Source organism: Collinsella ihumii (genome assembly GCF_030385545.1).
GTDB lineage: Bacteria > Actinomycetota > Coriobacteriia > Coriobacteriales > Coriobacteriaceae > Collinsella > Collinsella ihumii.
The window spans coordinates 24364-37308 of sequence record NZ_JAUEIQ010000005.1; the positions used below are offsets into that span (position 1 = coordinate 24364).

Consider the following 12945-nt stretch of genomic DNA (forward strand, 5'->3'; position numbering starts at 1 on the left):
ACATCGATTGTCCTTATATGCAGACGATGCGCATAATGCAACATCATCCGTATGTAGTCGAAAGTATACCCTGAACTTAAACTACCTGCAGCTTTACATCCCTCTTACCGACAAAAGGGGTGCGTTTACCCGGCTATCTCCATATCGACTAAAATGGTTGGCCAAAGGAAGCGCCGTATGCGGCCGGTTTCTTTCCACCTGCATATGGCAGTCGCAAGGCGACGTCTCGCATCCTTTCCGATCACCGTATCTGCAGCAGAAGGGCGCGCGCACGATGGACATCGACAGCTTCACCGAATCGCTCCAGCAAGAAGACCTCAACGAGACCGCGCTGCGTGTCCTCAACCTTCTGTTCATCCTCAACGCGTCCGCCACCCCCCTATCCACCGAGCAGATTCTCCAGGACTCGGATCTTGGATACGGTTCGGCGAATCGCGCATCGGATCTCAAGAAGTTCAAGCGCGACCGCGAGAAGCTCGCCGAACACGGTGTCTCGATCGTGGAGGTGAGGCCCGCCGGCGCGAAGCAGACCGAGGAGAGCCTCTGGACCATCGACCGCGCCAACACGTACGCCACGCTCGGCATTATCACGCAGAAGGATGCGGACACCCTGCTGAGAGCCGTTGACGAATGCCTCGCGCGCAAGGAGATTCCCTACCGTAGGGCCCTGATCAGCATCAGGCACCGCCTCCACGCACTGACCCATCCCCTCAAGCAGAGTGATTCGGATGGCGCAGACAGCCGTGATGCAGATGCGCACGCGGCGATCGGAACCGCACCAAGCGACCGCATCGCCGATGCGCTTTGGAGCGCATACACCTTGAAGCGCAAGGTTCGATTTGCCTATCGCGACGCGCGCGGGCGCGACACATCGAGGACCATGGCGATCTGGGGCATCTTCACCCAGCACGGTCACAGCTACTACGTCGGGCTCGACGAGCAGAGCGGGGGCGTTCGAACGTTTCGCGGCGACCGCATCACGCGTGTGTGGCGTCCGTCGGGCAACTACACCATTCCGCGCTGGTTCAACATCCACGACTACCTGTTTATGCCATTCGATATGGCAGGCGGCATGACCACAGCCGTGAGCTTCAGGTTTCCCGACGGTATCGGACAGGCGGAGATCGAGTCGCTCACCAAAGGGCGCAGTGCGCTCGAGCGGCGGCCGGATACGGGCGCATGGATTTGGACGGTCAAGGTCAGCGACATGCGCGCTGCGGCGCAGTTCGCCCTGGCGCGCGCGCAGATGGGCATGCGCCCGCAGAGTCCAAAGCAGCTGGTCGACGCATGGAACACGATGATTGACAAGGCGGTCGAATCGCATGGCTAACACACCGAATATCACCACCGAGCGCATGATCGCCCTGGGCATCCGCCTGCTCGAGGCGCTCACGGCCGCGCCCCAACAAACCCTCGACATCAACGATGCCGCACGCGCACTCGGCGTCCCCGCGCAGGATATCCCTTCGATCGTCAGCACGCTCGGCGCGCTCTCCGACCGATCGAGCGGCGCCCGAGCGGCCCTCTCCCTCGAGGGAAACACGATTCACCTTGTTGGGGATTCCGCCCTCATCATGCCGCTCAGGCTGAGCGTCGAAGAGGGCATGGTGCTCTCGCACGTGCTCGATGTACTGAATATCGACGAGGCGACGCGCGAACGCGTCCAGCGCTCCCTCATGCCACTCGATGAGACCCCCTCGACCGAAGGACTTGCAGAGCCGTCGCGCTACGGCCAATGGTTCACACGGATCGGCGAGGCACTCGAGGATGGCGTTCGCTGCACGATGGCCTATCGTTCGCTCACACAAGAGAGCCCGACCGAGCGTCTGATCGACCCGATTGCCCTGCAAGAAGAAGCCGATGCGGTATATCTGATTGCCTGGGACATCAATAAAGACGCAGAGCGGCGCTATCGTCTTGACCGTATTGACCGTTTTGAGTTTACCGACGACTCGGTTTCTCCACATGACGCTGTCCACCGTTCAACAGCTGAGAGCTTACGGACCACGGGCAACCGAGCGCGCCTGAAGATGGAAGACGGCTACCTCGCGCAGCTCGATTGGGCTGGCATCGGGGAGGTCGTCTCGGATGGAAAGGGCACTTCTTTGTGCACCGTCTTCTATTCCTCCGAACCATGGCTGTTCGACCAGATCCTCGCAGCGGGAGGCGCATGCACCATCGTCGAGCCGCAGGGCGTACGCGACCGGTTCGTCGCCTACGCCCGCAGCCTGCTCATAGCATAATGGGTCATTTGGGGACGGGTTCGTTCCAACCCATTGCGACCGTTCAGGTATCGGTCATATCTTCTAGCGCTCGTGAGCGCGCCTCCACAGCTCAAGATAGCGCCCGACCTGGTTGCTCTCGATGCGCTGATACCCCGAGGTCGGCAACGAGCTGAGGAACTTCTTGCCATAACCCTTGGTCACCAGGCGAGAATCGGCGAGCACCAGCACGCCGACATCGGATGACGAGCGAATCAGGCGGCCGGCAGCCTGCTTGACCTCGAGAACCGCCTCGGGCAGCGCATACTGCGCCCATGCCCGCTCCTCGCGCAGGCCGCGCTCGCACGCAAGCGGGTCGGTCGGGCTCGAGAACGGCAGCTTCGGGATCACCACGCAGCGCAGCGTGTCCCCGGATGCATCGAAGCCCTCCCAAAAGGCTTTAAGCGCAAACAACGACGAGGACTTCTCGGAAATGAAGTGATCGCGCAGCTGACGTGCCGAAGCACTGCGCTGCTGGCAGGCGAGCTCGAGGCCGACGGCGGCCAGCTTGGGCTCGACGCGAGCATAGAGATCCTCCATGTCGCGACGGTTGGTGAACAGCGTGAGCGCCGACCCACCCATCGCGATATGGACATCGACGAGCAGCTGCTCGAGCGTCCCCAGATACGCATCGCGGTTGCGCGGGTCCGGTACGTCACCCGCCACCACTACCGTCATGTTCTCATCGAAGTCGTAACTCGAATCGAGATGCAGCGCCCGCGAGGAACCCTGCGGGAGACGATCGAGACCGACCGCGCGCTCAAAGTGGTTGAAAGCTCCTGCAATGGAGATCGTAGCAGACGTGAAGATCGCCGTGTGCACCTCGGGAAGCCAACGCTCAGCTAGCATCTCGCCGACATCGAGCAGCTCCGCGGTCAGCGACTCGCCCCCGGCACGCAGGCGACGATTCACCTGAAGCGAATAGACGTAGCGGTCGTTTTCACCCTTTACGATGAGGTCAAGGCCGTCGAGCATCTCCTTCAACCGGCGCGCCCCGTCGGCCACATCGACCACGAGGTCGGGCTTGTCCTCGGCAACGGTCTCCACCAGCGACGACACGTTGCGCTGGGCCTCTTCGAGCGCATCGACGGCTGTCAAGGCGATTGGCAGGAAGTGCTGCCAACCGTCGCTTTCGCGCATATCCGGACCGATCCAGATGTTCGCGGCGTCATACCCGTCCGACCTTCCGCGGCGCGCGAGGTCGCGGACCCCGTCGAACACCTCGGCCATGGCAAGCGAGGCGCGCTGCACCGTCGCCACCGCCTTGGCCGACAGTCCCATATACAGCGTCATGGCGTCTGACCCGGCGAGATTGCGAATCAACTGCCCCAAGGCGCCCGAGCGCTCGCCGCCCAGTCGCTCGAATATGGAACGAGACTCATCCGCCGACACGGTCACCGCCCATTGGCGGCGCGCCTCACGCTCGATGGAATGCGCCTCATCGACGACCCAATGCCTGATCGGGGGCAATATCTTGCCGTCCGCCGCAACGTTGCGGAACAGCAGCGAGTGGTTGGTCACGACGACATCCACGCGCGCCGCACGCCGACGAGCGCCGTGCACAAGGCATTTGTCGGGGAAAAACGGGCAGAGCCTGCGGGCGCACTCGCGTGAAGGGGTCGTCAGGTCCGCGCGGTTGACGCTGCGCCATCGGATCCCAAGGCCATCGAGATCCCCTGTCGGCGACTGGCAGACGTATGCGTAGATGACCGCAACGGCCGTCAGCGTGTCAGCAGGGTCACGCGTCGTCTTGATCTCCGCATCGGAGCGGCTCAGGCGCTCGAGCTTGCGCAGGCAGGGGTAGTGATCGTACCCCTTGAGCGCGCAGAACGTCAGACCTCCCTCGATCTCGCGCGCCAGGCGCGGCAGCTCATGATAGATGAGCTGGTCGGCCAGGTTGTTCGATTTGGTGGCGACGCCTACCGTCACGCGGTTGCGCCGAGCCGCCTCGGCGAGCGGCACGAGGTAGGCGATGGATTTGCCGACGCCCGTTCCCGCCTCGATCACGCGATGCGTGCCGGTCGCGAGGGCATCGCGCACCTCGCACGCCATCTGCACCTGCTCGGTGCGGGGCTCGTACTCGGGATACATCCGGTTGACCAGGCCGCCCGGCGCATAGTGCGCGCGAATCTCCTCGGAGGTCGGCATCGAGAGAAACGGCAGGTTGTCGGCGTCGATACGCTCCTCGGGAGCCTGCGCGCGAAGAACCTCGGTGCGGGCGGCGGCGAGCGAGAAGATCGCATCGGGATCCTCCCCCGCCAAGAACGAGAAGATGGGGCGATAGCTCCACGGAACGTCGGGGTGCATATCCGCCAGGCGGCGCATCAGTCCGCGCGGCAGGTCGCTCAGCGCCACCAGCAGGATGCGCCAGACGCCGCACAGCGCCTCGACGTCATCGATCGCCCGGTGCGAGACGGCGCTGCACCCGAACAATTCGGCCAAATTCGACAGCTTGTGCGAAGACAGGCGCGGAAGCGCGATGCGCGACAGGGCAAGAGAATCGATCCACACGTCGCTGACGCGAACGCCTCCCTTGACCGCCTCGATGAACGAGCGGTCGAACGCGGCGTTATGCGCGATAACGGGGCAACCGCCGACAAAATCCTCGAGCAGGGCGACCGCCTCCTCAGGAGACGGCGCGTGAGCGACATCGGCATCCGTAATGCCCGTCAAACGGACGATCTCGTCGGGAATCGGAACGCCCGGATGCACGAAGGTGTCGAACCTGTCGACGATTTCCCGGCCCCTCAGACGGGCCGCGGCGATCTCGATAAGCCGGTTGTCCTGGACCGAAAGACCCGTGGTCTCGGCATCGAGGACGATCACGTCCTCCTCGATCAAGCCGAACGAACGCGTCTGTGCGCGCTCGGCCAGCGTTTCGTAATTCTGCACGATGAACTCGGGGGTTCCCGCCATCACCGCGTTCCGTATGGTCAAATCCGGCATCCGATGTCCCTACTTGCACCCATGGCGAGCGATCGCCATGTCGACCAGCTCGGCGCACACGTCGGAGAACGCACGACCCTCATGGCGCACCTCGTCAGGGAACAGCGAGGTTTCCGTCATGCCCGGGATCGTGTTCGTCTCAAGAATCACCGGACCGTCCTTCGTTACGATGAAGTCGGTGCGGGAGAACCCGAAGCACCCCAGCGCGCGATGCGCGCGGCAGGCGAGCTCTTGCGCCTGCGCGTACACGTCCTCGGGGAGACGGGCGGGAATGCGGTGAATGCTGTCCGAGACCACGTACTTCACGGAGAGATCGTAGAAATCGACCTCGTCGGGACAGCAGATCTCCACGATCGGCAGCGCGCGCAGGGAGTCGTCATCGCCAAAAACACCGACGGTGATCTCCGTACCCGTCAAGCATGATTCGACAAGGACCTTGCTGCTGTATTCAAATGCCCGCTCAATCGCCTTAGGCAGCTCCTGCGCATCGGATACCTTGGTCACGCCATAGCTCGATCCGTTGATCGCAGGCTTGACAAACAGGTCGTGTCCGAGCGATGCGACGATCGCATCCGGGTCGATCTTCTCGCCGCGGCGGATGGCGACACCGTCCGCCACCGGAATACCCGCGCGCTCATAGAGGGCCTTGGAAAGGTCCTTGTCGACACCGCACGCGCTGGCAAGCGCATCTGAACCGGTGTACGGCATGTCCAGGTACTCCATCAGGTGCTGAATCATGCCGTCCTCGCCGCCAGCGCCATGCAGGGCGATGAACGCAGCGTCGTAGCCACCCGCGCGGATATCATCCAGAAAACCCTTGTCGGCGGGATCAAGCAGATCAACGGTGCCAAAGCCCGCCTCACGAAGGGCTGCGGCCGCATTCTTTCCCGAGGAGAACGAGATCTCGCGCTCCGATGACATTCCACCCGCCAGTACGGCGATGCGCATAGCGCTTCGTTGATCGCTTCCCATGGTTTGCACTCCTTTATCGCGGGCAGGCCCGTCATGATGTTGTTTGTCCAATGCGGGTCGTTCATTCAATACGAACCCGCGCAATTACCTTATTGTATAGGTAAGTTGTTACCCATGATTCCTTGAAAGGTCCTGTATGGAACGTTCAAATCGCATGCGCGACATCCGCTCTCTGACGGCCGACGAAATCGCCGAGCTCGTCCAGGAACTCGGCCAGCCCGCGTTTCGAGCAAAGCAAATCTGCGAATGGGTCTTCACCAAGCACGTCTCTTCGTTTGAGGAGATGACCAATATCCCCAAGAAGCTGCGTGAACAGCTCTCTGAGCACTTCTCCTTCCGCCTTCCCGAGGAGCTCGTCAAGCAGGTTTCGCGTGACGGGTCCCGCAAGTACCTCCTTGAGTTCAGCGACGGCACGTCGGTCGAGACCGTCGGCATGCCCAGCAAAAACAAGCTCGCTGTCTGCGTCTCGACTCAGGCGGGCTGCGGCATGGGCTGCGCGTTTTGCGCGACGGGCTTCAACGGCCTTACACGCTCACTCAGCGCACAGGAGATCGTCGATCAAGTCCGTCACGTCGCCATGGATTTTGATGAGCGCGTCACCAGCGTCGTCTTCATGGGGCAGGGCGAGCCGTTCGCGAACTTCGACGCGACCGTCAAAGCGCTCCGCATGCTCAACGATCCGGATGGCTACGCCATCGGCGCCCGCCATCTGACCGTTTCCACCTGCGGCGTCATTCCCGGTATCAAACGGTTCTCGGAGCTCCCCGAGCAGTTCACGCTCGCCATCTCGCTCCATTCCGCTGTTCAAAGCACCCGCAACAAGCTGATGCCCGGCGTCAAGAAGTACACGCTCCCCCGCCTGCACGAGGCGATTCAAGCGTATGTCGAGAAGACCGGACGCCGCCCGACCTACGAGTTCGCCATGATCGACGGCATCAACGACACCAATCCCGAGATGGAAGCCCTGATCGATTTCTGCCGCGGCACACTTTGCCACGTCAACCTCATTCAGCTCAACGACACCCCGGGGTCGCTCCTCAAGCCCTCCCCCATGAAGAAGGTCGAAACGCTTCAGAAGCGCCTGCAGATGCATGGTGTCGAGGCAACTATCCGCAACTCGCGCGGCAATGACATCGATGCCGCCTGCGGCCAGCTCAAGCAGCGCCTGATTCAATCCTAGGGAACTACTGATCGATTGTTTCACATGAAACCTAAGGCGCCGGATAACAGCATTGTTATCCGGCGCCTTTTCTATTATATGTTTTCTATTTTACTTAATAACCAATGCTTTCCCACTGGTTTTTAACCCAGTCTTGGTTGATCTTGGGGTTCTTGGTCATTTGCGCGGTTCTCACAGCGACATCTTCCGTCATGTCGCCAACTTTCTTTTTGGATGTTTGATATACATCCTTTGCACCTCGCGTGAGCCTTCCGCGCAGCTCGCTATCTGTTGCAAGCTTATACCCGACAAAGGCGCCTGCTGCGACGGCGGCCCCGGCTATGATCGCGGAAATAATCCTACTCTTCATCGTCCAGCTCCCTACTTGTCGCATCATTCATCACATGCTGCAAGATTTGAGCGAGCTCTTCTTCGTCCTTGAACTCAATCTCGATCTTATTCTTTCCTCGCGTGGCCTTCACTTTCACATTGGTATTAAAGACCTGACGAAGCACACGTGCTGCCTTCTTGAACGATTGAGGTGTGACAGGACGAGGGGGCTTTGGCGTTTCACCGACAGAAAACAACGGTGCAAGGTTTTCTGTCGCTCGAACGGAAAGGCCTTCAGCAACAACCTTCTCCGCCAGCTTGATGCGCTGCTCTTCAAACGGAACCGCAAGAATCGCACGAGCATGGCCGGCGGTCAGCTTGCCCTCAAATAATAGATCCTGGACACGCTGGGGCAGATCCAGCAAACGCAGCGAATTGGTGATAGTCGAGCGCGACTTTGAGACCGCTTTGGAAAGAGCCTCCTGGGTCATACCGCTCGCTTTGATGAGCTGACGGTATCCCTTGGCCTCTTCAATCGGATTGAGATCAGAGCGCTGCAAGTTCTCTATGAGGGCGAGTTGGAGCATCTCCTGGTCATCCACATCTTTGATGACCACAGGGACCTCCTCAAGACCCGCTATCTTAGAAGCTTGATAGCGGCGCTCTCCTGCGATGATCTCGTAGCCATTATCATCCTTGCGAACAAGAAGCGGTTGAAGCACGCCGTGGGCACGAATGGATTCGCTGAGCTCTTCAAGCTCAGTTTCATTGAAGTGAGTGCGGGGCTGATTGGGATTCGGGTGAATCTCGCTTATTGACACCATATTGGTAGCGTCGTTATTTGATGCAGCCGCCTCGGTCTGCGCTTCTTGGATCAATGAACCTAACCCGCGGCCAAGTGCCTTCTTCTTTGGACTAGGCACGTGCGATCACCTCCCGTGCAAGTTCCCGATATGCCTGCGCACCTTTATTGGTGGGCGCATAGGTTACCACCGGCATGCCGAACGAGGGAGCCTCAGAGACCTTGACCGAACGAGGGATGCACGTCTCGAAGGCCTTATCCCCGAAGTACCCCTTGACTTCATCCACAACCTGATTCGAGAGTGATGTTCTCGAATCATACATGGTGAGAAGCACGCCAAACGTCTCAAGCTTCTTATTGATGCGCCCCTTGACCATGCGCATCGACTCTAACAGCTTTGTAACGCCCTCAAGGGCATAGTACTCGCACTGGATCGGTATGAGCACGCTATCCGCCGCCGTCAACGCGTTGATGGTCAACAGGCCGAGCGAGGGCGGGCAATCGATAAAGATGAAATCGAATTCATCGATAATCGGCTCAAGAAGATCCTTGAGACGTGACTCACGGGCCATTGTGGAAACGAGCTCGATCTCCGCACCCGCAAGCTGGATGGTCGCAGGTACGACAAACACCTTCTCGCAATCCGTACCCTGGATAATCTGCTCTGCGGGAACGTCATGGAGCAACGCGTCGTACACACAGCTCTCCAGCTGTTCCTTCTCGATACCGAATCCGCTTGTCGTATTGCCCTGGGGGTCGAAATCAACGACAAGGACTTTATATCCCTCTTCACTGAGGGCCGCAGCCAAATTCACCGCGGTGGTCGACTTACCTACACCACCTTTTTGGTTGATGATGGCAATAACCCTCGTATTCATCTCCGTTTTTGAACGCTCGACATCTCTAAAGCCCACGTCACCCTCCTGCACCACAGACAGTCATTTCCAGGTGAACACTATGTTTCACGTGAAACGTATCCCCATCAAGGGTTTCACGTGAAACACGCTGAATCACTCGTTCATTATGTTTCACGTGAAACCAACTTGCAAGGTTCAATGCCCTCCCCTGCCCTCTATACATCCTTTCAAGAGAATCGATTGGGGAAGACGGACTAACATCTATTGCACTAGGTTGACGAATGGCTCATAAAAGGGGGCCAGAATCATTCCTTGGCGCCCAGACATCCGCACGCCAGTCTCGATATACGAATTCTGCAATGGTGTAGGACGCGTTTCTGCTGGATATTCGACATCATAAGGTTGTAGGAACTGGGAATTGGTCCGTTGTAGACGAAAAGCGACAGCGCGTGGTTATGTCGCTCTTGAGAGATTGAGCCGTAATTGAACGAACAATCAGCAGGTCGCACAACCTCCCGCCCAACCTCTGAAATAAGAGTAATCGAGCTATCACTGTTCTGCCATTGCATAGGTTGCAGTAATCAAGGCCACGTATACGATCAAACTGAGTTGACTCGCCGTGTATTTGATTTCGCCAGACTGTCTCAATGTTTTAAGTCATTCACTGTCCCAACAGAATGCGCTATCGCATCCAATGCAACGTGTTGCATGAAATAGACTGTGATCGCCTTACATTCCAGTTTCGCAAGCTGCTATCTAGGTCTGATAACTAATACCTTTGCAGCCTGTTTATAATTAGGGAACTTCAGATGTGTGCCGCCGAGATATAACGCATATCGAATCAGAACTCTGCACCATTAGCCTTAATCGTGTGATCCCCGCTACTCAGTAGAATCAGACACTTATGAGCTGATACAAGTATCCTCGTTGCACACAAACGTCTCTGCATGATCAATATTGCAACATAGAAGGATCGAGACACCGTATCCCTGCACTTGGTCAGAATTATTCTTAGTTGAGAACCCAGTGCACATTGCTGCGTGAATTGAGCTGCTTACGCAACGGTTACTCACTCTACTTCGACAGGTATGCGTACGCTAATGTGGATATCGATAAACTTCTCGATGAACTGTTGAGTCGGTACAGCTGCAATGCAGATCCTATGATTCAGACTTGCGGCGTGATCTGGCCACCTACGTCTCTCTATATATAAAGGAGCCGATGGTATTGTCCCGTCTGACTTCACGTAACGCGCGCCACCCCAATAAGTGAGATGGAGCGCGCTGGCAGCACCATGAAAAGGCCCCGATGTTTCACGTGGAACATCGGGGCCTAGCATCAAGCTTATTGACCGAGAGGGCGCTTCCTCGCCTCCCCTACCGAACGGGGTAGCTTTATCGTCGGCTTGGAAACCTGAACGAACGAATACAGCTCGCGATGACCAAAGCCATCGGGCAGGTCGAAAGACTCATGGGCCTGCAACTCCATCCCACAGAGCTTTGCAGCGCTGCGCCCCTGAGCAAGCTCTTCAGGATCAGGATTGCCCTTTGAGATCAAGAGCTGTCCATTGTGTTTGAGGAAGGGTGACGCATACTCGATCAGAATAGGAAGCGGAGCCACAGCCCTCGCAACAACGAGATCGAACGCCTTCTTATTCTCAGCGGCATACGATTCGAGTCGGTCGTGTACACCGGTGATGCGATCTATCCCCAGCTGCTTCAGACAGGCATTCACTGCCTTGATCTTCTTTCCAACAGAATCGAGAAGCACGCCAGGCAAACCGGTTGCAACATGAAGCGGCACTCCGGGAAATCCTGCACCCGTACCCATATCAAGAAAACGCGTGACCGTTGCGTCGATCAGGGGAACCAGCGATAGCGAATCGAGTATATGGAGAACAAGAGCCTCGTTGATATCCGTAATGCGCGTAAGGTTGATGTACTGGTTTATCTGCTCGACATAGAGCAGATGCTCGACACACAGACGCGCCTGGTCGAGCGTCAGCTCAACATGACACGACGAAGCGAGGTCGATCAGACCATTTGCCAGGCGATTGATATCCGACTCCGAAGTCTCTAGAGGCGTAAGGATGATCGGACGGTCCGAGGAAGCCATGATGCAATCCCTTCATATGGCAGAGAGATGACAGGAATACGTGAATCGAGAACTTATGGCAAAAAGAAAGGGCGCGCCCGAAGGCACGCCCCTAGCATAGCGGAATCAAGGAATCCTAGAGCACCGTGATGACAACGCGACGCTCGGGATCCGCGCCCTCAGAGTGCGTATCAACACGATTGTTGTCACGCAGGGCGATGTGAACCAAGCGGCGCTCATAAGCGCTCATAGGCGGAAGCGACACCGTGGAGTGCTGTCGAACCGCACGAGCGGCCGCGGAGCGAGCCATGGAGATCACCTTGTCATGGCGACGGCTCTTATATCCTTCGACATCGACGGCGACCGGATAACGGAACCCGAGCTTCCGACTCACCAGCAGGGAGAACAGCGTCTGCAGCGACTCGAGCGTGCGGCCATGGCGGCCGATCAACACGGCAAGATCGGGGGCGGTCACATCGAGAATCAGCTCTCCCTCGTCGCCATCATACTCGTCGATGGGAGAATCCTGAGCATCAAAGTAGAACAGGATGTCACGGAGCACGGAAACCGCAACGTCGGCAACGGTGTCGAGCTCCTCATCAGAAAGCCCCTCACCGGCCTTGTAATGGGCGGCAATCTCGGCGTACTCCTCGACCGCGCCCTCGGTCACCTCTTCAAGCTCTTCAGACATGGCATACTCCATTAGTTAGGTACCTAAATTAACTCAATCCACTTACTTCTTCTTGTGGGGGCGCTGCTTGCGCTCACGACGAACGACATTGACCTCAATCGGAGCGTTCTTCATGCGCTCCTCCTCCTCGGCCTTAGCCTTTTCGATAACCTTCTGGGTGACGAACAGCTGCTGAGCGACCTGCCACGCAGAGGAGACGTCGTAGTACAGAAGAACACCGGCGGGAAGGCCCCAACCGATCCACAGCATCATGACGGCCATGACGACGGCCATCATGCGCATGCTCGAAGCCTGCTGGCCGGTCTGGTTGCGCGACATCCACAGCTGCGGGATGAGCGTCAGCACGGCGAACAGCGCGAGCGCGATCAGGTACGGCGCGGCGGGGCCAAAGCCCTGGCTGATCGTGCCGGCCGCGGAGGCCTGCAGGTCGGGAAGGATGCCGTAGAACGAGAAGTTCTCACCGGAGAAGTACTGCGGAAGGTTGTTGAGCAGCGTGAACAGCGCGAACAGAATGGGCATCTGGATCAGCAGCGGCAGGCAGCTGCCGAAGGGATTGAATTTGTTCTCGGAATAGAACTTCTGCATCTCCTCGGCCTGGCGCTGAGGGTCGTCAGCGTACCTCTCCTGCAGCTCCTGGAGCTTGGGCTGGAGCACCTGCATGCGAGCCGTCGATTTGGACGACTTGAGCATCAGCGGGGTCAGGAGCAGACGCACGATGATCACGAGAATGATGATGGACAGGCCCCAGTCCACCGCTAGGCTCTGGATACCCTTTAAGATTTGGAAGAGGATGTTAACGATCCAGTCCCACATGTATAAACCTCCGTCTGTAA

11 protein-coding genes are annotated in these 12945 nt (G+C 58.2%); 3 read left to right on the forward strand and 8 right to left on the reverse strand.

Features of this window, described 5'->3' with window-relative positions:
• The first annotated feature begins 274 nt into the window (after nucleotides 1-274).
• Entirely contained in the window at nucleotides 275-1330 is a 1056-nt protein-coding gene (locus QVN30_RS05905; protein WP_289835777.1) for a helix-turn-helix transcriptional regulator, read from the forward strand.
• The gene (locus QVN30_RS05910) at nucleotides 1323-2243 is read left to right on the forward strand and encodes a helix-turn-helix transcriptional regulator (RefSeq protein ID WP_289835778.1); all 921 of its coding nucleotides are present in this window, start codon (nucleotides 1323-1325) and stop codon (nucleotides 2241-2243) included. The genes QVN30_RS05905 and QVN30_RS05910 overlap by 8 nt, the downstream gene beginning before the upstream one ends.
• A gap of 63 nt (nucleotides 2244-2306) precedes the next feature.
• Here QVN30_RS05910 and QVN30_RS05915 read toward each other — a convergent pair whose 3' ends face one another.
• Complete coding sequence (locus QVN30_RS05915; RefSeq protein WP_289835779.1) at nucleotides 2307-5177, reverse strand: helicase C-terminal domain-containing protein; 2871 nt, start codon at nucleotides 5175-5177, stop codon at nucleotides 2307-2309.
• A 39-nt stretch (nucleotides 5178-5216) separates the two neighbouring features.
• Nucleotides 5217-6179, reverse strand: a complete 963-nt coding sequence (locus tag QVN30_RS05920) for a D-alanine--D-alanine ligase family protein (protein WP_289835780.1) — start codon at nucleotides 6177-6179, stop codon at nucleotides 5217-5219.
• Between the two features lie 136 nt (nucleotides 6180-6315).
• Between QVN30_RS05920 and rlmN the strand changes: the two genes are divergently transcribed.
• On the forward strand, nucleotides 6316-7359 hold the full coding sequence (gene rlmN / locus QVN30_RS05925; protein ID WP_289835781.1) for a dual-specificity RNA methyltransferase RlmN: 1044 nt from the start codon (nucleotides 6316-6318) through the stop codon (nucleotides 7357-7359).
• 94 nt (nucleotides 7360-7453) lie between these two features.
• Here rlmN and QVN30_RS05930 read toward each other — a convergent pair whose 3' ends face one another.
• The 6 genes from QVN30_RS05930 to QVN30_RS05955 form a co-directional block, all read right to left on the reverse strand.
• Entirely contained in the window at nucleotides 7454-7708 is a 255-nt protein-coding gene (locus QVN30_RS05930) for a hypothetical protein (RefSeq protein WP_066830717.1), read from the reverse strand.
• The gene (locus QVN30_RS05935; RefSeq protein WP_204586643.1) at nucleotides 7698-8543 is read right to left on the reverse strand and encodes a ParB/RepB/Spo0J family partition protein; all 846 of its coding nucleotides are present in this window, start codon (nucleotides 8541-8543) and stop codon (nucleotides 7698-7700) included. Before QVN30_RS05935 ends, QVN30_RS05930 begins: the two co-directional genes overlap by 11 nt.
• A 40-nt stretch (nucleotides 8544-8583) precedes the next feature.
• The gene (locus QVN30_RS05940) at nucleotides 8584-9384 is read right to left on the reverse strand and encodes a ParA family protein (protein ID WP_066831096.1); all 801 of its coding nucleotides are present in this window, start codon (nucleotides 9382-9384) and stop codon (nucleotides 8584-8586) included.
• Between the two features lie 1287 nt (nucleotides 9385-10671).
• Nucleotides 10672-11442 (reverse strand): 16S rRNA (guanine(527)-N(7))-methyltransferase RsmG, encoded by a 771-nt coding sequence (gene rsmG / locus QVN30_RS05945; protein ID WP_289835782.1) that lies wholly within the window; start codon nucleotides 11440-11442, stop codon nucleotides 10672-10674.
• Nucleotides 11443-11557: 115 nt separating this feature from the next.
• Nucleotides 11558-12112, reverse strand: a complete 555-nt coding sequence (locus tag QVN30_RS05950; protein ID WP_087201010.1) for a Jag family protein — start codon at nucleotides 12110-12112, stop codon at nucleotides 11558-11560.
• 42 nt (nucleotides 12113-12154) lie between these two features.
• Complete coding sequence (locus QVN30_RS05955) at nucleotides 12155-12925, reverse strand: YidC/Oxa1 family membrane protein insertase (protein ID WP_273355873.1); 771 nt, start codon at nucleotides 12923-12925, stop codon at nucleotides 12155-12157.
• Nucleotides 12926-12945: the final 20 nt, after the last annotated feature.